Source organism: Clostridioides sp. ZZV15-6388, assembly GCF_020657755.1.
Classification (GTDB): Bacteria; Bacillota; Clostridia; order Peptostreptococcales; family Peptostreptococcaceae; genus Clostridioides.
Genome location: NZ_JAGWCU010000003.1, coordinates 79,748 through 100,772, shown reverse-complemented (window position 1 = coordinate 100,772; position 21,025 = coordinate 79,748). Strand labels below are relative to the sequence as shown.

General features: G+C 29.7%; 18 protein-coding genes. 1 reads left to right on the top strand and 17 read right to left on the bottom strand.

Annotated features, from left to right (window positions below; translation table 11 throughout):
• Positions 1 to 71 precede the first annotated feature (71 nt).
• The 16 genes from KGF48_RS03225 to KGF48_RS03150 all read right to left on the bottom strand — a co-directional run bounded on the left by KGF48_RS03225 (position 72) and on the right by KGF48_RS03150 (position 17,845).
• Positions 72 to 1,085, bottom strand: coding sequence for a PTS glucitol/sorbitol transporter subunit IIB (locus tag KGF48_RS03225; protein WP_227828238.1), 1,014 nt, complete (start codon positions 1,083 to 1,085; stop codon positions 72 to 74).
• Between the two features lie 12 nt (positions 1,086 to 1,097).
• The gene (locus tag KGF48_RS03220) at positions 1,098 to 1,643 is read right to left on the bottom strand and encodes a PTS glucitol/sorbitol transporter subunit IIC (protein WP_227840460.1); all 546 of its coding nucleotides are present in this window, start codon (positions 1,641 to 1,643) and stop codon (positions 1,098 to 1,100) included.
• A gap of 379 nt (positions 1,644 to 2,022) precedes the next feature.
• Positions 2,023 to 2,892, bottom strand: a complete 870-nt coding sequence (locus tag KGF48_RS03215) for an AraC family transcriptional regulator (protein WP_227840506.1) — start codon at positions 2,890 to 2,892, stop codon at positions 2,023 to 2,025.
• A gap of 153 nt (positions 2,893 to 3,045) precedes the next feature.
• Positions 3,046 to 4,164 (bottom strand): C45 family peptidase, encoded by a 1,119-nt coding sequence (locus tag KGF48_RS03210; RefSeq protein ID WP_227840507.1) that lies wholly within the window; start codon positions 4,162 to 4,164, stop codon positions 3,046 to 3,048.
• A 315-nt stretch (positions 4,165 to 4,479) separates the two neighbouring features.
• A complete protein-coding gene (locus KGF48_RS03205; RefSeq protein ID WP_227867738.1) occupies positions 4,480 to 5,898 on the bottom strand; it encodes a YfcC family protein in 1,419 nt (472 codons plus the stop codon).
• Positions 5,899 to 5,921: 23 nt separating this feature from the next.
• Positions 5,922 to 7,061 carry a M20 family metallopeptidase gene (locus KGF48_RS03200; RefSeq protein ID WP_227840509.1) on the bottom strand — a complete coding sequence of 380 codons (1,140 nt, stop codon included), beginning with the start codon at positions 7,059 to 7,061 and terminating at the stop codon, positions 5,922 to 5,924.
• Positions 7,062 to 7,437: 376 nt separating this feature from the next.
• Positions 7,438 to 8,901 (bottom strand): alanine/glycine:cation symporter family protein, encoded by a 1,464-nt coding sequence (locus tag KGF48_RS03195; RefSeq protein ID WP_227840510.1) that lies wholly within the window; start codon positions 8,899 to 8,901, stop codon positions 7,438 to 7,440.
• 656 nt (positions 8,902 to 9,557) lie between these two features.
• Positions 9,558 to 10,820, bottom strand: a complete 1,263-nt coding sequence (locus KGF48_RS03190; protein WP_227840511.1) for an MFS transporter — start codon at positions 10,818 to 10,820, stop codon at positions 9,558 to 9,560.
• Positions 10,821 to 10,843: 23 nt separating this feature from the next.
• Positions 10,844 to 12,052, bottom strand: a complete 1,209-nt coding sequence (locus tag KGF48_RS03185) for a PLP-dependent aminotransferase family protein (protein ID WP_227828231.1) — start codon at positions 12,050 to 12,052, stop codon at positions 10,844 to 10,846.
• 28 nt (positions 12,053 to 12,080) lie between these two features.
• Positions 12,081 to 12,974, bottom strand: coding sequence for a bifunctional enoyl-CoA hydratase/phosphate acetyltransferase (locus KGF48_RS03180; RefSeq protein WP_227840512.1), 894 nt, complete (start codon positions 12,972 to 12,974; stop codon positions 12,081 to 12,083).
• Between the two features lie 17 nt (positions 12,975 to 12,991).
• Positions 12,992 to 14,050: a butyrate kinase gene (gene buk / locus KGF48_RS03175; RefSeq protein ID WP_227840513.1), complete on the bottom strand. Its 1,059-nt coding sequence runs from the start codon at positions 14,048 to 14,050 to the stop codon at positions 12,992 to 12,994.
• Between the two features lie 158 nt (positions 14,051 to 14,208).
• The gene (locus KGF48_RS03170; RefSeq protein ID WP_227828228.1) at positions 14,209 to 14,748 is read right to left on the bottom strand and encodes a 2-oxoacid:acceptor oxidoreductase family protein; all 540 of its coding nucleotides are present in this window, start codon (positions 14,746 to 14,748) and stop codon (positions 14,209 to 14,211) included.
• A 12-nt stretch (positions 14,749 to 14,760) separates the two neighbouring features.
• Positions 14,761 to 15,480, bottom strand: coding sequence for a thiamine pyrophosphate-dependent enzyme (locus tag KGF48_RS03165; protein WP_227840514.1), 720 nt, complete (start codon positions 15,478 to 15,480; stop codon positions 14,761 to 14,763).
• 2 nt (positions 15,481 to 15,482) lie between these two features.
• Entirely contained in the window at positions 15,483 to 16,559 is a 1,077-nt protein-coding gene (vorB, locus tag KGF48_RS03160) for a 3-methyl-2-oxobutanoate dehydrogenase subunit VorB (protein ID WP_227840515.1), read from the bottom strand.
• Between the two features lie 29 nt (positions 16,560 to 16,588).
• The gene (locus tag KGF48_RS03155; RefSeq protein ID WP_227432605.1) at positions 16,589 to 16,786 is read right to left on the bottom strand and encodes a 4Fe-4S dicluster domain-containing protein; all 198 of its coding nucleotides are present in this window, start codon (positions 16,784 to 16,786) and stop codon (positions 16,589 to 16,591) included.
• 291 nt (positions 16,787 to 17,077) lie between these two features.
• Complete coding sequence (locus KGF48_RS03150; RefSeq protein WP_227828226.1) at positions 17,078 to 17,845, bottom strand: IclR family transcriptional regulator; 768 nt, start codon at positions 17,843 to 17,845, stop codon at positions 17,078 to 17,080.
• Positions 17,846 to 18,120: 275 nt separating this feature from the next.
• On the opposite strand from KGF48_RS03150, the gene KGF48_RS03145 reads away from it, so the two are divergent.
• On the top strand, positions 18,121 to 19,668 hold the full coding sequence (locus KGF48_RS03145) for a nitrite/sulfite reductase (RefSeq protein ID WP_227840516.1): 1,548 nt from the start codon (positions 18,121 to 18,123) through the stop codon (positions 19,666 to 19,668).
• 174 nt (positions 19,669 to 19,842) lie between these two features.
• Here the strand turns inward: KGF48_RS03145 and KGF48_RS03140 are convergent, their stop codons facing one another.
• Positions 19,843 to 21,024: an aminotransferase class I/II-fold pyridoxal phosphate-dependent enzyme gene (locus KGF48_RS03140; protein ID WP_227840517.1), complete on the bottom strand. Its 1,182-nt coding sequence runs from the start codon at positions 21,022 to 21,024 to the stop codon at positions 19,843 to 19,845.
• Position 21,025: the final 1 nt, after the last annotated feature.

Sequence of the window (21,025 nt, the reverse complement as noted above, 5' to 3'; positions counted from 1 at the left end):
AATTTTGACTAGCTTAAGTTTGTATTTACAATTTTATTAATCAAGTTTAAATTTTATAGTAATATTAAATACTATCTCAATGCAAATACTGCGACTCCATACGCAATAATGACAGATATTGGCCCAGTTATTAAACGAGAGTAAAATAATGCTGGTACACCATATTCCACGGTTTCTGGTTCTGCTTCTCCTAAACTCAATCCTACTGGGACAAAGTCACAACCAGCTTGCCCATTTATTGCAAATAAAGCAGGAAGTGCTAAATATGCTGGTATTGCACCAAGACCAATTTGTGTTCCTACAAGAGTACCTACTACCTGTGCTATAACTGCTCCAGGGCCTAATATAGGTGATAAAAATGGAAGTGTACAAATTATTGATATAACTAACAAGCCACCAATGTTTCCTGCAAGTGGTGATATTACCTTTGCAATCCAATCACCTAACCCAGATGCCAATATAATTCCCATAAGCATACTTACAAATGCCATAAATGGTATTACGTTGTTCATTATCATTTGGATAGTATCTCTCCCTGCATCATAAAACTTTGATACTACCTGTCCTGCTCCTTGTCCAATAGAAAGTATTATGTTTTTCTTCGCATATTCTTCTTGAGCTTTTGATTTTACTTCATTGTAATTATCAGGCTTTCTAATAGAACTTTGGCTTTCATTTTTATTTTCTTGAGATTTTTTTGGTGTTTCTTCCCCATCTACAATACTTATGCAATTAGTATTAACATCTGATACATAGTATTCTTCAGTTATAAATTTTGCTAAAGGGCCTGTTTTTCCAACTGGATTTACATTAATTGTAGGTATTTTCTTCTTTGGATAAACCCCACATCTTGCTGTTCCCCCACAATCAATAATAACTACTGCCACCTCTTCATCAGGAATTCCAGTTTTAAATCCATCTATAACCTCACAATCCAATAATTCTTTTATTTTTAATGTCACTTCATGAATACCACCAGCAGTCATTGACAATATTTTATTTCTAGTTGCTTCTTTTTTTATGTACAAAGGTCCTCCCCAACCAGAAGTTCCCTTTTCTATTTTTAATATTCTATTTTCATCCATTTTAAATCCCTCCTAAGCCTTATCTGTTACTTTATTTTTTCTTGTTAAAAATGCATACATTTTTTCTGTTACTACACCTCTTATAAAAATCACAATTAGACCAACTATAAAATACCATAATGCTAATGTAGTTGTTTCCTTACCTAATGTAGTTAAACCTGCTGAAATACCTAGCCATACAAAAAGTTCTCCTGCATTTGCATGTGGGAAAAGTCCTGTAATTGGATGTACAAATGAAACAGCTGCATCATAAAATCCTGCTTTATGTTCCTCTTTTAGAAATCTACCAAATGTATAACACATAGGATTTCCTAAGAAAAATACTGACACTAATGGAAGTAAAGTATATCTTGTAAAAGCATTTCTTCCAAGTTTAGAAGCCCATTTATTTACTCTTTCTTCACCAACTATTTTAATCAATGAGTTAATAGCTACCATTAAAACAATTAATGTTGGAAGAGTGCCTGAAATAAGACCTACAAATTGTTCTCCTCCCTTTTGAAATAAACCAATAAACCACTCTGCACCTTTACTTAGACCTGTAATAACGTTTTCCATAAGATTATAACCTCCCTATAATTTCTTTAAATTTTTAATTTGATTAACCAGCTTTAATTCTACAAATTACATTCTTTTTCTGTAAGATATACTATTATTATAAATGTTTTTGTTTGATTAATATCATTTTAATATAATATTTTTGATAAATTAATACATCTTTTTTCAACTTTGCAAAGGAAAAAGTTGTACTAATTAGAATTTTCAGAAATATACAAATTTTATTTCGACTATATTTTAAATTTTTCTTAAAAATTTAAGAACTTGTTTTTATTTATTTTATTATCAAAATCGTCTATAGCTGATATAAATAAAAAAATAGATGCTCTTTTCTGAGCATCTATTTTCTATTTCAATTTATTTTTAGTTTTATTTACAGTTATTTTATAGGTATACAAATATCAATCTGTGAATCTACATTATCAGGTCCTAAAAATCTTTCATCATATATCTCGAAATCATCTCTTATATCAATTTCTTCCTTTGTGCTTAAGAACCAAGTTCCCCATATATATTCATAAGTTTTATCTAGCTTGTCCAAGCTACCAGTATGAGTGAATACAGCGTATTTTCCTCCATCAATATTTTTTGAAACAAATAAACTTGGTATACTTTCATAGCTACTAACTTCAAACCCTATTATTTCGTTAAATTCCATAGTTTCACTAAGTAGATGTATTTGTGGAGCTGCTTCACAAATTCCAAATGCTCTATTTGATGACAAAGTGTTTGGTACCATATGATGTATTTCTCTAAATCTTTCCCACAAACTAGGTAATGAGTCATCTTCTAATATTACTTTATCTCTTATACCAATTACTTTTATTGAATCTATCTCTTTTATAACTGGTTTGATTGTTACATTATCAACTAAGTGTTTCATAAAATCTAATTCTAGCTTTTTCTTCTTCCCAACAAATACATCTATTCTATTTTTTCTATATTCTATAGGGCTGACCTTGTATATAGCTTTAAATGCTCTACTAAATGCTTCTGAAGATTCAAAACCACTATCAATTGCTATATCTATTACTTTTTTATCACTATATAAAAGTTCTTTTGAGCTATTAACTAATCTTCTTTTTTTTATATAGCTTCCTACACTCTCACCAAACATGGACTTAAATAAACGTGTTAAATGATAATACGAGTATCCAGATTCTTTTGCTACATCATTTACACTTATATCTTCTTTTAAGTTATTTTCAATATATATTATAGCTTTTTCAAAATATTTTAAGTAATCCAATATTATACCTCTATCCTTTTTAATATTCTCAAATATTATAATATTTCAAGTAATACTATTTTGTTTACTATACTAAAATATAATAAACAATTCAACATAATATAGCACTTTCATTTTATATACTCTAACTATCTAAGATAATTAGAGTATTTCTTATTTAATTAATTTAAAAAAATCAGCTGGTACTTTCTCTATATTTATATTTATAAGTTGCGTTGTACACTTAAAATTGTCATTTAGATAGTAACTATTCCATCCATTATCTTCTAATCCACCCCATAAGATATTAAATTTTCCCGTATTTAGGTCCATAACTATACTTTTTAAAGTTCCAAAAAAATCATTATAATAATTACAAGATAGACCCTGTGGATATTTTGAAGTCAATAAATTCATTAAATCTCTCTCACCAATCTTTTTAGAACTCTCTATATATTCTTTAATTAATTTGTATCTATGAATAGAATTGCTCATTGATTGTGGCTCAAATTTATGAAGTTCATCAATATGGACATGATTTGTAGAATGTAAAAATGATTCTCTTTTGTCTTCTGCCTTATTTATTCTATTTATTTCTTTTCTTCCATCTAAAGTTTCTACAAGTGCAATATTTCCAGACTTATCTGCAATCAATAAATTAATATTATATGCTATTGGCATATCTTCTATATACACCAATGCTTCATCTACATCCTTACAGTTTTCCAACAAATATCTAATAACAGCCCAAAATTGTAAACCTACAATAGCTGGCTTTCTCAGTCCTTCTGAATTACCTACAGGTAAACCACAAGATGACTGACTTACACCTAAACCACATTCATTCATTCCCTCAGTTCTACCAAACTGCATTACTGTAGTCCCAATATGTGCATATTTCCTAGTTACCTTAGTTTCGCATAACACAAAATCCTCCATCTTGTGTGAAAAGTCAAAATTACGTGCAAATAGTACATGACCACTTTCAGTTAATTCTGGTGCTAGTGCAACTTGACTACAACCTGGTCTAAGATATGTCATAGTATAGTATAAAATTTGATTCTGATTTATATGAATAGCATCAGCAAAACCTTGTAATTCTTCATTAAGACCTGGGCAGTATTTATCAAATAGCTCTTTCATATACTTTTCTTCTTCTTTAGTTAAAACATTAGGTTTACCAATTTGACTTCCTATTAATTCTGGTATATCTACAATTGATTTTCCAAGTTCATATCCTATTTCATAATTCGTTCCACACAATTTAATATTTCTTACTTTTAAAGTTTCCATATATCTTCCTCCTCTAGTATCTATGTATATTTGATTTTAGCACCTAAAATATATCTTTTCATGATATTTTTTGCTATAACAAATTTATAAATAATAAATGAATTTATTTCTGAATTAATAGACATTACTAAACTAGTCAAAGTTATAAATACACATTTAAATAAAAAATAGTAAACTAAAACGGTGAACTTTACAAAGTTCACCGTTTATTTTCGAGATTCTATTTAATTTAAATTTAATAAAATATATTTTAATTTAAAAGACTCAACTTTTAATATATTCTTTCTTTAAAGCCTCTATAAAAATATTTATTATCTAAAAAGGACCTAAATTAATCTGTACTGCAATCATCAAAAATACAAACCCTAAAACTAATTCCATAAGTATTATCTTTGATGCAAATTTAAACCATCTTGTATAAGGGATATGAGCAATAGATATTCCAGCCATAAGAACTCCTAGTGTTGGTACTATTCCATTTGCAAATCCATCACCCATTTGATAAGCTAAAACTGCAACTTGTCTAGGTATTCCAATAACATCTGCAAGTGGAGCCATAAGTGGCATAGTTACCATAGCTTGACCTGTACCTGAAGGTATAAAGAAATTGATTACAGACTGCATAATCATCATTGCTCCTCCACTAAAAATCCTAGGAACATAATTTAATACTAATGACAATCCATGAACTATCGAATCTAAAATTACTCCTTGCTCTAATATAACTACTATACTAGATGCAAATCCTATCAAAATAGCTGGATAGACCATCTCTTGCATTCCTTTTACAAATCCAGAAGCAATTTTATTTGGACTCATACCATAGACTATTCCACATAAAATTCCTAGAGCAAAGAAATAAGCTGATAAATCTGACATTCCTAAAGAAAATTTTACAATCAATATCATCAGAACGAGTATCCCTCCAAAGAATGTAACTAATACTCTAATATTTCCAGAAGACAACTTATCCCCAACAGAAGACTCATCAATTTGCCAGTGACTATAATCAATATCTGATACTAAACTTTTACTTGGGTCTTTTTTTATCTTTTTACAATAAGAAATTATATATGTAGAAAGTAAAATCATTGTACAAATCCAAAATATCCATCTAAACCACATTCCTGAAAAAAGTGGTAATCCAGAAATACCTTGAGCTAATCCTACTGTAAAAGGATTAATTGTAGCTGAACCATATCCTGATGCAAGCCCCAATAAGAGAATACCCGCAGCCACTAAAGCATCATAACCTAAAGCTATACATAATGTCATCAAAATTGGTAAAAATGCTATGCATTCTTCATACATACCTACAACGCCACCAGCTAATCCAAAAGTCAATACTAAACACGTAATTATAATCTCACCTTTTTTGCTTCCTTTACTTTTGGAGATAACTCTACCAATCAGGGCATCTAGTGAGCCAGTAGAATTTACTATCCCAAAGGCACCTCCAATAATAAGTACAAAGAAAACTGTTACAGAATTTTTTTCAAGCCCACTTGGTATAGCTCTGAATACATCCATTATACTAACTGGATGTTGTTCTCCATATGTAAAGCTTCCAGCTTGCACAATAATATTTCCAGTACTTAAATCTTCAACTCTATTATATGTTCCAGAAGGAACAATGTAGGTCATTATGGCTGCAAATATAATAAGACCTATCATCAAAACATATGCATCTGGGAATGCTAATTTTTTCTTCTTGGTTTCACTCTTATTAGTCATAGCCTAATCCCCTTTGTTAGAATTTACTCTTCTTTCATTTTTTTTAGTACTCCTGGCTCTTCAAATAAACGTAATCCTGTCAAAGCTAATACCTTTATTCCATCAATTACTCTATTTTTTGCATATGGCTTTATAGCTGCCTCTAAAAATTCTTTTGTATGTAGTTCTTCACCATTTTCAGAGAATTTTATCAAAGGATGTATACATGGCATAATTTGACTGAGATTTCCCATATCAGTAGAACCAAGCATTACTTGTTCTTCTTCATCAACAATCCCAAATTCTTGCATTATATCTTTAAATATATTTATTAAAACTTTATTTTCATTCAACCCTTGACATGTAGGTTCAAAATGGTAAAAATCTAGTTCACAGCCAGTTGCTATTGCTGCTCCTTTAGCACAGTTCTTTACTTTTTCTACAACCTCATCAAAATAGTCTTGTTCTTTTGCTCTTATTTCTAATCTAACTTTTCCTCTATCAGGTATTACATTTGCAGCGGTTCCTGCTTCTAATATTATACCATGGATTCTAGTTCCATCTACTAACTGTTGTCTTAACGCATTAACATTGTTATATAATAGTACAACTGCATCTAGTGCATTTATTCCATTATATGGCTTAGCTCCTGCATGAGATGCTTTACCAGTAAATACAAAATCTAATCCACCAATAGCTATAATTTCTGGACTTACACAAGTTTTTGAATTTGGATGTATCATCATTGCAGCATCATAACCATCAAATACACCATGTTCTATTAAGTAAGGCTTTCCATCCCCAGTTTCTTCAGCAGGAGTTCCAATTATACTCACTTCTCCTTTATAAGTATCTAGTATACTTGAAAGAGCTATTCCAGCTCCAACTCCCATAGATGCTATCAGATGATGACCACATGCGTGACCATTTCCTGGAAGAGCATCATATTCTGCTATAAAAACTATTCTTGGACCATCACCATTTTTCTTAGTTGCTTTAAAAGCTGTAGCCATACCTGCTAAATTTTCTTCAACCTCAAAACCTTCTTCTCTTAAAAATTCTGATATTTTTTTAGCAGATTTATACTCTTGTAGAGCAATTTCTGGTTCATCATACAAAGATTGACATAGCTCCAAAACTTTTTCTTTCTTTAAATCCGCCACTTGTATTATTTTTTCCTTCATATCAACCTTACCTCCCATTAAAATTAATTTATATATTTATTCATATAAGATAGAACAAATTTATATTTATTGTATTAAAACGATTTCTACACTTATTGTAAAACCTAATAACCTATTCAACAGTACAAATTTTTCTATCTATTATTTTATCTATTAAAATAAACAATCTTACTATATATACTAACCTTTAAAATAACAGTTTTAAATATAAATATATATTTCTACATGTATAAATCAAACATTTAATAAGTAAAAATATAAACATATCAATCAAAACTTATAATTCTACTATTATGCATTATATTGAACTTATATATCTGTGATATCTATTTTGAAAATTTAATTAAAATATCTATATAAAATACTTCACAAATAATTAATTTAATTTATGCTCACTCTCTTTTAAGCATCTATTTTCCCAAAATTCAGCATTTTTTATATCTAATTCAACAGGATTAAAAATCCTATCAGCTCTCTTTATTCCTAATTTTTTCTGTCTTATGTAATCATAATATGCTTTTATAGCTGGCTTTTGCAGTGTAAAGATAGCAATTAAATTTATATATGTTAAAACACCTATACATATATCGCCTAATGCCCAACTTGTAAGTGGTTCTATAAAACAACACATTGCTGCACATATTATAAGCATAAATCTACAGACATTTATTATGTGCTTTTCATGTTTTTGTGCTTTAATTCTAGTTACCAAATAAGATACATTGGTCTCCATCATATATGAGAATGCTAATAATGTTGTGAAGGTAAATAATAACAAAACTATTGCTATAAAAATATCACCCAATTGAGGATGTAATGTATTTATTGCACTCTGCACATATTGTGGACCTGGCTCTACACCTGGTAGTGCAGTTAAAATTCCTGTAACATTGTATTTTCCTGTTATTATAATCATAATACCTGTAGCCATACATATTAATAATGTATCCACATAAACAGAGAAAGCTTGAACCAATCCTTGTTTAGCTGGATGACTTACTTCTGCTGCCGCTGCACCATAAGTTCCAGAACCTTCGCCTGCTTCATTTGAATATATACCTCTTTTGACTCCCCAAGATATTGCTGCACCTAACATGCCTCCAAACATTGAACCAAACCCGAATGCAGATTTAAACATCGTTATAATAGCATCTGGAACTAAATTTATATTTACTATGATTATAACTATTGTCATGATAAGATATGCTCCACCCATTATAGGTACTACCTTTTCAGCAAATAAACCAATTCTTTTAATTCCTCCAAAAATTATTATTCCTAATGCAATAGAAGATGCAACTGCAATTGTCATTCTTGAAAATCCAAAGGCTTGATTCATTGCTAAGTATAGAGTATTTGATTGTGTCCCAGGCATAAAAAATGTATAACTTATAATTGCAACTACTGAAAATAAAATTGAACATCTTTTCCATCCAAGACCTTTTTCAAAGTAATATGGAGGACCACCTCTGTACTGCCCATCATGTTCATCTTTATATATTTGAGCTAGAGTAGATTCTACAAATGCAGTCGCCGAGCCTAATGTAGCCATTATACACATCCATACTAATGCTCCTGGACCTCCCATTGCTATTGCTACAGCCACACCAGCTATATTACCAGTTCCAATTCTACCAGCCATTGATGTAGCAAACCCTTGAAACGATGATATACCAACTTGAGAACTATCTCCTTCAAGTAAAAGAGTAAACATCTCTTTTATGTCTTTTATTTGGAAAAATTTTAATTTCAGTGAAAAATACAATCCTATGCATAGGCACATTGCAACTAATACAGGTGACCAAACAATTCCATTAATGGTGTTAACTAAATCGGTCACTCAACTCACCACCATTCATTTTAATTTATAGACAATAATTTAAACAGCTATGTATTAATATTTTGTATAAACTTTATTTAACTCAACATATCTTATAGACTTATTTTTTATTTTTTTATCTTATTTCTATCTTCTAATATGTAAACTACAGCAATTATTACCAAAATTAAGAATATCAATTGATACATGAACATAAGTATATAAATTTTTTAACGATATGTGTTTGACAACCAATCAAACAATATAAATTGAAATACATATAAGGAAAGCCCAATACTACTACATAAACAGCATAAACAGTACACTATTAATATGTAGTTAGATAATATATAGTTAGATTTCATAATTTTCTTATTCATTATTAGATATAAAATTGAGTGCAAATATCATCTATTACTAAAATCCATGTAAAATTTATATTAAACAAGCTTATGTAAATATACAAATAGGTGATAATTGCTACTCAATCTTATACTTTTAGGGGTAACTTTATGCTAAAACTATATTAAAAACACTTGATAACATTTTAATTTTTCCACACTTTATTCATCAAATATAACTATAAATTTTAATTTAGTATTACTTTTTTATACAGTATTTATTTTAGTAGATTATACTGAAAAAATACTCTATTATCAAATGAAACTTTTAAACTTTTAAACTTTTAACTTATCCAATCTTCTCTTTTTAACTTTTAATATATATAAACAAGATAATATTCCTATTATTAAAATAGCTATTTGGAATATAAATGTATATGTGTATCCTTTGTTACCATAAGTATCTATCCAATGCCCTATTAATGCAAATTGAAATACATCTGGTGAAAAACCTAAAGCTGCTGCTATACCTATAGTAGTAGCTGAATATTTAACTGGAACATTTACTTCCTCTTGAACTGCATAGTATATACCTTTTCCCATATAACCTAATATACCTACTACAAATGTTAATGCTATAAATAAAGTCATTGGCGTTGATGAAGGCAATACTAAGAATAAAATTATTACTGCTATACCAAGTACATATATTGGTAAAAGCACTTTAGTAGGTGATTTTACTTTGTCTGCACAGTACCCTCCAAATGGAGCACCAAATAGTTTTAATCCATGTTGTCTTATTATAGCTAATGCTCCAGATAGTGCGACTGAACCTCCAAGTACTGAGGTTATATAAGGTGTAAAGTAAGACATTGTAACTGTAAATGAATATACACAGAATATACTTATACCTACTAACCAAGTATTTGGTGATTTTAAAACTACCATAAAGTCACTAGCAGCCATTTTTTCATTTTTACCTTCTTCTTTTTCTTCGCTAATATCTACATCTTTAATGACAAACCATAATACTGGACACATCACTATAGATAATATTCCTAAAGATATCATTACCCATCTCATACCTAAAACAGGAGTTGAAAATAATGTATAAATATATAAGAATATAGCTCCCATTACTACTCCAGAAACTCCAACCATAGCTTCATTAAATCCATAAACTTTACCTTGATTTTCTTTTCCTATAACTCTAAGTATCTTTACCATAGAAGGATAGTTCATAACTAATGATGTAATTGCACAACCTACCCAAGTTATAACAGCAAATGTATAGTTCATGTTAAATGCAAATAAAAATGATACTATTCCATTAAGAAATACAGAACCTAAAATTATCTTTCTATAATCAAATCTATCTGCTAACCATCCTCCTATAGGAGCTCCAAATATATTACCTAAACCATAAATAGTAAGTAAAAAACCTAGTTGAGTATTTGAACACTGTAATGCTTTTAAAATTGGATCATACAATGTGTATTGGATAAATGGTATAATATAAACTAATTCCCAACATATAGCTATGATAACAAGTTGAATCATTAACTTTCCAAACTTTAGCCCGTTCCCTTTTTCTCCCATAATTAAGCCCTCACTTTTAATATTTATTCACAAGCATAATTGAGTTCTTTTTTTATAACTTCTGCAAGTATTTTAATCCCTTCAACTATTTGCTCTTCTGACATTGTTGTATAATTAAGTCTCATAGTATTTTTTGGACCATTATTTGCAAAGAATGATTCTCCAGAAACATAGGCAACTCCAGCATCAATAGCTTTATCTAGTAAATTATCTACATTTATACTTTCAGGAAGTTCAACCCATATAAACATACCTCCATCTGGCTCTGTATATTTAGCTTCTTCTGGAAAATATTTTTTCATAGTTTCTAGCATCAAGAAACATCTTTTTTTATACTCAGCTCTTATTTTTTCTACATGTTCATTTAAATTATATTTCTTTAAGAATTCTATTACTTGTACTTGAGAAAATTGATTTGATTGTAAGTCGATACCTTGCTTTAAAAGTTCTGCTTTATCTATAATATCTATATTCCCACACATCCAAGCAACTCTAAATCCTGGACATAACACTTTTGAAAATGACCCTAGATATAGTACTTTATCTTTAGTATCAAGTGATTTAAGTGTAGGTAGTGGTTCTTGTGTAAATCTTATCTCTCCATAAGGATTATCTTCTATTACTATGACATCATACTTGTTTACAACTTCCATAAAATCTTTTCTTCTTTGTAGAGACCATGTTTTTCCTGTAGGATTTTGGAATGTTGGTATTACATATATCACCTTTATGTTTGAATTTTCAGATAATAATTTATCTAAATCTTCTGTTACCATTCCTTCTTCATCTGTATCTACTCCTAAAAAATCACATTCATAAGGTCTAAATGCATTTATTGCACCCAAGTAACTTGGATTTTCTGTAACTACTATATCTCCTTTTTCTAATAAAATCATAGCACTAAGAGCTATACCTTGTTGTGAACCAGTAGTTATTATAATATTTTCTGGTTTTGTGTCAATATTTTCTTCTTCTTTCATTCTCTTAGCTATTATTTCTAACAACTCATCTTCACCTTTAGTAGGTCCATAAGCTAAAGCAAATTTTCCTCTTTCATCAAGTACTTGCTTAGTTACTTCACTTATTTCTTTTATTGGAAATAAGTTTGGGTCAGGAAGTCCTGCTGCAAAAGATATAACAGTTCCACCACTTGCCACTTTTTGAGCTATCTTCTTTTGAGAGTCTCTTATAGCTGAAGCCTTTACCATATCCATTCTTTTTGCATATTTCATAATAATTCATCCCCTTTTAAATAATTTCTTATTGTGATGCTAAGCAGGCTAATGCTATTGAATTTATTTTAATTTCGGCTGTATCAGAACGTGAACCTAAAATTATTGGATTTGTTGCCCCCAAAACTATCCCTGCCCACTTAGCTTTATTGAATCTAAGCCATGACTTTCCTAATATGTTTCCTGCCTCTATATTTGGAAATACAAGTAAGTCAACATCGCCAGCAATATTACTTTTGATACCTTTATGCTTTGCTGCATATGCATCAAATGCAACATCAAAGGCTATTGGACCTTCTACTATACAATTTGGTATTTCTCCTGATTTTACCATCTCTACAAGTGAATTAGCATCTACTGTAGATTGTATTTTGGGGTCTACCATTTCATTTGCAGTGAGTATTGCAGTTTTAGGATTTTCCATACCTATACTCTTCATAGTAAGAAGTGAATTTATCATTATATCCTTTTTCTGATTTAAATTTGGAGATACATTTATCCCACTATCTGTACAATAAAGAAGTTTGTGGTATTGAGGTAATTCATATACTGCAAGTAAACTTAAAAGCCTTCCTGTTCTAAGACCAAACTCTTTATTTAATATAGCTCTCATATAAACACTTGTATTTACTAACCCCTTCATAAGAACTTTAGCATCCTTATTTTTAACTACCTCTACAGCTTTTTTAACTGATTCATCAGGATTTTGACATCCTATTATTTCATATCCTTTTAGTCCAATCTCTTTTGATATATTTTCTATTTTATCTTTATTCCCTACGAGAATTGGCTTTATAAGATTTAAATCTGTTGCTGATTTTACAGCTTTTAACACTTCTTCATCTTCTGCAACAGCAACACTTACAATAACAGGTTCAAGCTTTTTAGCTTCTTCTAATAAATTATTAAAATCTTTTAACATATTTTTTCTCCTAAATATTAATAAGTTTTTGCCATTTCTTCTCCATTAAGAACTCTAAGAGCTCCAAGAGCAAGTGCTTCCATTTCCATCTCACCTGCCACTATCTCTACTGGTGCTAAATATGAAACTTTTTCTATTATTCCTTTAGTTACCATTTCCGAATATGATATTCCCCCTGTTAAAATAATCCTATCTATATCTCCAGAAAGTGAGGCTCCATACATAGAAATCTCTTTAGCTGTTTGATAGATAAACGCATCCATTATAAGTTTAGCTTTTTCATCACCATCTTTAATTCTATTTTCGATTTCTATCATATCTTTTGTTCCTAAATAATCGTACATACCTCCAATTGAGCTTACTTTTGCAACCATTTCCTCATGAGTATATTTTCCTGAGTAACATAATTCTATAAGAGGGTATGCAAGTAATCCTCCACTTCTTTCTGGCGAAAATGGACCATCAGACCTTCCACCACTTCCATCTATCATTTTTCCTTTTTTATGTGCTACAATTGATATTCCAGAACCTAGATGTGCTACAATAAAGTTGTAATCTTCATACTTTCCACCTAGTTTTTGTGCTATTTTTCTTGAAACAGCTTTATGATTTAGTGCATGTAACCAGCTAGCTTTTTCTATATCTGATATACCTGTAATCCTTGATACATCATCAAATTCATCTACCGAAACTGGGTCTACTACAAATGATTGAACTCCTATTTCATCTGCTATAGTCTTAGCTAACAAGGCACCTAAGTTTGATGCATGTTCTCCATTTATTTCATTTCTCATATCCTCAATCATTTCTTTACTTACGATATAAGTACCACCTTTTATAGCCTTCATAAGTCCACCACGACCTACTACTGCATCAAAAGAATTTATATCGTGATTTTCACTACTTAAAACATCCACTATTAATTGCTTTCTATAATCATATTCATCAAATACCTTAGAAAAATTTTTTAAATCTTCTCTTGTATGAGTTATATTTTTTTTCAAAACTTCATCTTTATCTTGAAATACAGAAATCTTTGTAGATGTACCACCAGGATTAATTACTAAAATTTTCACTTCAACGCCTCCTCGGTTTCATACTGTAGAACGTCGTTCTGTTATTTTTTTAAAAATTTTGTCGTCCTATTACTCAGAACGACGTTCTATATTTTATTAATTAAATACTAACACATAAAAATGAGTATTTCAATAATAATTTTAAATATTTAAAATATTCACTCATAATCATATCCAGCTTCAAATGCTTCCACATTTTTTGCATTAAACTTTCCTTTACCTTGATTTTCAAAGTACTCACACATACCACTTTCAAACTCTTCTTTTGTAAATAAATCTAAATTCTTCACCATAGCACCCAACATACAAATATTAGCAGATTTTTCATTGCCTAAATTTTGAGCTATTTCAGTAACAGGTACTTTTATAACATTAATATCTTCTCTATATTTTCTATCCTTATTTACTAGTGATTCATTGACAAACATATAACCATTTGCTTTCATTAAACTTTCATACTTATCTATTGATACACTATTCATTCCCAATAATATATCTGGATTTTTTACACAAGGATTTGCAATTTTCTCATCACTTACAACAACATTACAATTTGCACTTCCTCCTCTCATCTCATTTCCATAAGATGGGAACCATGTAATCTTCTTTTCTGCCTTATATGCAACATACATTATAATTTTTCCTGCTGTAAGAACTCCCTGTCCTCCAAAACCAGCACATATAATTTCATTTAACATATTATTTCCTCCCTAATCAATAAATTCTCCAAGTTGATACTTTGGAATAAGTTCGTTTTCTATTCTCTTCATAGCATCTACTGGCTTTAATCCCCAGTTTGTTGGACATGGTACAAGTATTTCTATTAAGCAAAAACCTTTCTTATCTTTTTGTTTTTCAAGTGCTTTTTTGATATATCTTTTTGTTGTATTTATTTCTTTAGGGTTAGTTATTGTTCCTCTTGCCAAATATGCTATATCTAAATTTCCCATAACTTTTACAACATCAAATGTTGAACCATGGTCTTCATATGTTCTACCTGCTGGAGTAGAAGCTGTATGTTGACCTTGTACAGTAGTTGGAGCCATTTGCCCACCTGTCATTGCAAACATATTATTATTCATAACTAAAAATATTACATTATCATTTCTAGTAGCAGCTGACATAGTTTCTCCAAGTCCTATTGCATAAGCTCCACCATCTCCAGCTATTGTAAATATATATTTATCTGGTCTAACTCTTTTCATAGCTGCCATAGCTGCACCCATTTTACCATGAGGAGGAACAACAACATCTACATTCATACTAAATTGAAACATATGATTACAGCCTATATCTGAGCATATAATCGTATCTTGACATATATTCATTTCTGTTAATACTTCTCCAATAATTCTATCGACTATAGAGTGTCCACAGCCTCCACAGAACATATTTTCACACATCATTATTGCTGGTGCTTTTTTAGCCATAATTAAAATACCTCCTCTTGCTTAGCTTTTCCATCTATAATCTCTTGAGCAAAATCTATTAATTGATTTACTTCTGCCATATATTGAGCTGTTGCTACTGAATATACTGGGAATCTATTATTACATGCTATAATGACATCTTCCTTCATTTGTGCCATCATGTTCATTTCAACTGTTACAAGCCCTTTTAATGAATCTTTTAATTTTTTGAAAGCTTTTCTTGGGTAAGGCCACAATGTTTTGGGTCTTATTAATCCAAGTTTTATGCCTCTTGCTCTTGCATCTCTAACTGCACCTTCTGCTATTCTTGAAGAAATTCCATATGCAACAAATACTACATCTGCATCTTCTATCTCTATTTCTTCCCATCTTTGTTCATTTTCTTGAACTTTTCTCATTTTTTCTATATAACCTTTTTGCCATGTATCTTGGTCTTCAAAATATGTTATATCAGTTATTACTTTATTTTTTTCTCCAACAGGAGTTCCTTTTGCTGCCCATGGAGCTTTATCCTTATCATATTCTTTCATTGGTGGTGCTAAACAAGGTTCTACCATTTGACCTATTGTAGCATCAGAAAGTATAAGTACTGGATGCATATATTTTTCAGCTAATTCAAAAGACTCATATGCCATATCCATATTTTCTTGAACACTATTAGGTGCCAATACAATTAAATGATAATCTCCATTTCCTCCACCTTTTACAGCTTGCCAGTAATTATCTTGACCAGCTCCTATAAATCCATCTCCTATACCATATCTTTGTACACATGCTACAACTGCTGGTAAACCAGCTGATACCCAATATGCAATTCCTTCTTGTTTTAATGAAAATCCAGGTCCAGATGAAGACGTCATAGCTCTTGCTCCAAGTGCACTTGCCCCCATAACCATATTTACGCTGGCTATTTCAGATTCACCTTGAATAAATACTCCTCCAACCTCTTTTTGTCTCCAAGCCATCATTTCTAATATTTCTGATTGTGGTGTTATTGGATAACCTGCATAAAATCTACATCCACCACGTATAGCTCCTTCTGCTAAGGCTTCATTTCCCTTAATTAATAAACTTTGCATACGTTTTCTCCCTTCCAATAAAAAGTTATTTATAATATCTCAAATACTAAATCAGGACACATTGTATAACAAGCGCCACATTGAACACACTTTTCTTCATCGACTTTGACTGTTACAAAGCCTTTTTTATTCGTGTAATCAGAAAGACTTATTGCTTCTTTTTTGCAAGCTTCAATACAAAGATAACACCCCTTACATCTTTCAACACTCAACTTGACTTTTTCCATTTTTCAAATCTCCCCTTTTATGTAGTAATTTTTTTACTTAATTTTAAATATATAATATTTATGTGGGTTTATTATATATATTTCATTGCCGTTCTATTCTTTAGAACACTGTTCTGTTTTGTATTGCTTAATTAAAAGATATCACATTCGCTTATATATTTCAATAATTTTTTCAATTTTAAAAATATTTAATTTTTATATTCAATAAAAAAGAGACCCTATCTAAACTGGCATTTACAAATAACAATTTAAATTTAGTCCCTTTTTATTATTCAAATTTATTTTTTAAAATTATCTAAAAAGTTCAGATATACTCTTTGCAGTTTCTATAACTCTTTTAATCTTATATTCAAGGTCTCCTTCTTGCATTCTTATAGTAGGACCTGATAGACTTATTGCTGCTATAGCTCTATTATTTTTATCCAAAATAGGTGCTCCAATACAAGTTAAACCATGTTCTAGTTCTTGGTCATCTAGAGCATATCCTTGCTCTTTTATTTTTGCCAAAAAAATCATCATATCATCCCAATTATCAATTGTATGCTCTGTATATTTGTGTATTGGAGTTTTTCTGTACTTTTCAAAATCTATAGAATCATTAAATGCCATAAGACATTTTCCAACTGCTGAACAATAACATTCACTACTGGAGCCAACTGACGGATTTACTGAGAGTAATTGATTTGAGCCATATTCTTTATGTATTATGATACTTCTTGGAGAATCTTGAGCTCTTTCTTCTAGTATAGACACATTCACCACTTCGTTAAATTCTTGATTTAATTTTTTCGTATATGGTTTTACTATTTCAGTCAAAGACATTTGTTCTCCCACAACCATACCTATTGCATATAAATTTATTCCCAGCCAATACTTACCATTTTCAGTGTTTTGTATAACAAAACCTTTGTTTTCAAGAGTTACTAAAGTTCTATGTACAGTACTCTTATATACTCCCATAACCTTACTTATTTCAGTTATTCCCATCTCTCTCTTCTCATGATATAATAGCAAAATTATGTCTAGGGCTCTATCTAATGCATTTATTATCTCTCCCATATACAAATACTCCTCCTGCGAATATTAAGTGTTTATTCAACACTATACTAAATATTATATATTAAAATTACAAAATTATCTATTTATCTTAATTATATTTTATAAAACAAAAATATTATACTTATTTAACAAAATAAAGAGTCCTACTCAGTATATCTTCCTTATTTTGACTTTTGATAGTATTCTACTGTTATATTTTTACCATCTCTAGATAATAATATATATAATTATACAGTATATTTATTTTTATACAAGTCTAATAACGAGGTGAAATAATGGATAATTTAAAAGATACATTGTTAAATGAACTACATAATTTTAAAGAATATTCTTTAAAATTATTGAATGGAGAAATAAATAAAATGCAATACAAAGGATTTTCTGGTGGATATGGAGTTTATGCTCAAAGAGACAAAAAATCATTTATGATAAGACTTCGAGTATCTGCTGGAGTATTGTCGAAATCTCAACTTGAAAAAATTTACCAAATGGCTACCAAACATAAGCTAGATAAGATACATTTAACAACTAGACAAGCTATACAATTACATGACTTGTCTATAGACTCTATAGTTGATGTTATGGAAGAGGGAATAAAAAATGATATCTTCACTAGAGGCGGTGGTGGTAACTATCCTAGAAATGTAGGTTTATCTCCATTATCAGGAGTTGACCCTGACGAAGCTTTTGATGTTACTCCTTATGCAGTTGCTACTGATAAATATTTTATCAAAAATGCTACTACATATCACTTGCCTAGGAAACTAAAAGTTTCTTATTCTAGTTGTTATACAGATGCTGCCCATTGTAGTATACAAGACTTAGGATTTGTAGCTACTCTAAAAAATGGCAAACCATACTTTAGAGTCTTCTTAGGTGGAGGTTTAGGTAAACAACCTAGAGTTGCTTTAGAACTTGATGAAGTCATAAAACCTAAAGATGCATTATATTGTGTAGAAGGAATGATTAAATTCTTTATGGCTTATGGCAATTATGAAAATAAAAACAAAGCTAGAGTTAGATATATGGTTGAAACTCTTGGAGAGGAGATGTTTTTAGAAAAATTTAAAGAATACTATAAATTAGAAAAAGAAAAAGGTAATCTTGAACTTAATGTTGAACAAATTGATTATTTTAAACCTGGAATTAAGATAGATTTACATGACTCTAGATTAATCCATCAAAAACAATCTGGCTTATATACTGTATATATACATCCAATAGGAGGTCTATTATTGACTAAAGATTTAAAAATTTTACTTCAAGAGTTAGATAATATTAAAAATCCTATGATTAGATTAGGTATGACAGAAGGATTGTACATCTTAAATTTAGATGGAGATGAAGCAAAAAGAATATTAGAAATAAGCAAGACTATTAGTTGTAACTCTCAATTAGAACAGAGTATATCCTGTATAGGTGTTCCTATTTGTCAGATGGGTATACAAAATAGCCAAAAAATGTTGCATGAGATAATAGATTATTTTAGATTACAAAACAATGAAGAAATTTTAAACAAAGCTCCTAAATTATATATTTCAGGATGTCTAAATTCATGTGGTGTTCACCAAATTGGTAGCATAGGATTATGTGGTAAAAAGAAGAATGTCAAGGGTGTATCTACTGATGCATTTGAATTATTTGTTGGAGGTAGTTTTCAAATAGGTAAGACTAAACTAGGAAAATCTCTAGGAGATTTTAAAGCTAGTGACCTTCCAAAGATGCTTTATGAAATAGTTGAGGTTTCATCAGGAAATTTTTATGAATGGATAAATTCAAATGATGATTTATTAAATAAAATAACTGATAAGTATAAAATATAACTTATCATATTTGATAATAAAATAGTTCATTGGATATATCCACATTGTACAGAGCGTATTTTGTAAAAAAATGACTAAATATATGATTATTTATTTTAGTCGTAATTCTTTGCTACTTACAAAATAGATAGGAAAAAATCGTTCCTATCTATTTTTAATAGCTTATTTTTAAAACTATTTGCTATTAGTGTATAAATAGTCTATACTCTTTTTAAATCTTTCAAGACCTTCTTTTAGTTTTTCTCTTGGACATCCACAATTCAATCTTAAATATTTCTCACTTCCGTATATTTCTCCCCTCATTATTCCTACTCCTCCAATATTAATTAAAGACTCTTGTATTTCTTCACAAGTAAATGGAACTTCTCTACAATCTATCCATGCCAAATATGTACTTTCTGGCTTTGTAAATTTAATATCTTCAAAATTCTCTTTTATAAACTGGGATACATAACTTAAGTTATTATCTATGTATTCAACAAGTTGTTCTATATAATAATCACATTCATTGTAGGAAACCATTGTTGCATACATACCTGGTAAACTTACAGAGTTTAGAAAATCTCTTCTTCTTGTTATCGCTAAAAATTCATCATATATATTTTTATTTGGTATAACAGCATATGAACCTGTTAATCCTGGATAATTAAATGTTTTACTTCCAGAAGATACTAAATATAGCTCTTTGTATTCATTTAAATATTTAACTATTGCTAAATGTTTATTTCCTGGCATGATTATATCAGCATGTATTTCATCACTTATAATTTTTACATTGTGTTTTTTACAAGTACTTATTATAAATCCCAATTCAATTTCTTTCCAAACCTTACCTGTTGGATTATGAGGTGAACATAGCAATAATACATCACAATTTTTTATACTATATTCAAATTCATTGAAATCTATATTAAATTTGCCATCATTTTCGTACAATTGTATTTTTTCTAACTCAAATCCATTTTCTTCTACTACACTAAAGAATGCATCATACATAGGATTAAATGTAGCAACTTTCTTTTTGTTCTTACAAAGTAATCTAAGAAGTAATGATACTGAATACATAACTGATGGGCTATATAGTACCCAATCATTCTCTATTTTTGTTTGGAATCGTCTATTATAATATTCTGAAATGCTTCCTTTAAAATCATCATGATTCCATCTAGAATATCCATATACCTGATGATGTAACACCTCTTGTAACTTTTCATATACTGGCTTAGGTACTGTAAAATCTGTATCTGAAATAGAAAATGGAATTAAGTCTTTTTTCCCAAATCTATCTTGTATGTAATCCCACTGTGTGCAATAAGTACCTTTACGGTTATAAACTTCATCAAAATTGTGCTTCATA

Bases quoted from the DNA above. Each gene is read 5' to 3' on its own strand.
- KGF48_RS03190 (WP_227840511.1), bottom strand. From the start codon at position 10,820: ATGGGAGAAAAAGGGAACGGGCTAAAGTTTGGAAAGTTAATGATTCAA.
- KGF48_RS03145 (WP_227840516.1), top strand. From the start codon at position 18,121: ATGGATAATTTAAAAGATACATTGTTAAATGAACTACATAATTTTAAA.
- KGF48_RS03200 (WP_227840509.1), bottom strand. From the start codon at position 7,061: ATGAAGGAAAAAATAATACAAGTGGCGGATTTAAAGAAAGAAAAAGTT.
- KGF48_RS03210 (WP_227840507.1), bottom strand. From the start codon at position 4,164: ATGGAAACTTTAAAAGTAAGAAATATTAAATTGTGTGGAACGAATTAT.
- KGF48_RS03150 (WP_227828226.1), bottom strand. From the start codon at position 17,845: ATGGGAGAGATAATAAATGCATTAGATAGAGCCCTAGACATAATTTTG.
- vorB (WP_227840515.1), bottom strand. From the start codon at position 16,559: ATGCAAAGTTTATTAATTAAGGGAAATGAAGCCTTAGCAGAAGGAGCT.
- KGF48_RS03180 (WP_227840512.1), bottom strand. From the start codon at position 12,974: ATGTTAAAAGATTTTAATAATTTATTAGAAGAAGCTAAAAAGCTTGAA.
- KGF48_RS03205 (WP_227867738.1), bottom strand. From the start codon at position 5,898: ATGACTAATAAGAGTGAAACCAAGAAGAAAAAATTAGCATTCCCAGAT.
- KGF48_RS03170 (WP_227828228.1), bottom strand. From the start codon at position 14,748: ATGTTAAATGAAATTATATGTGCTGGTTTTGGAGGACAGGGAGTTCTT.
- KGF48_RS03155 (WP_227432605.1), bottom strand. From the start codon at position 16,786: ATGGAAAAAGTCAAGTTGAGTGTTGAAAGATGTAAGGGGTGTTATCTT.
- KGF48_RS03140 (WP_227840517.1), bottom strand. From the start codon at position 21,024: ATGAAGCACAATTTTGATGAAGTTTATAACCGTAAAGGTACTTATTGC.
- KGF48_RS03220 (WP_227840460.1), bottom strand. From the start codon at position 1,643: ATGGAAAACGTTATTACAGGTCTAAGTAAAGGTGCAGAGTGGTTTATT.
- KGF48_RS03225 (WP_227828238.1), bottom strand. From the start codon at position 1,085: ATGGATGAAAATAGAATATTAAAAATAGAAAAGGGAACTTCTGGTTGG.
- KGF48_RS03185 (WP_227828231.1), bottom strand. From the start codon at position 12,052: ATGAAATATGCAAAAAGAATGGATATGGTAAAGGCTTCAGCTATAAGA.
- KGF48_RS03165 (WP_227840514.1), bottom strand. From the start codon at position 15,480: ATGGCTAAAAAAGCACCAGCAATAATGATGTGTGAAAATATGTTCTGT.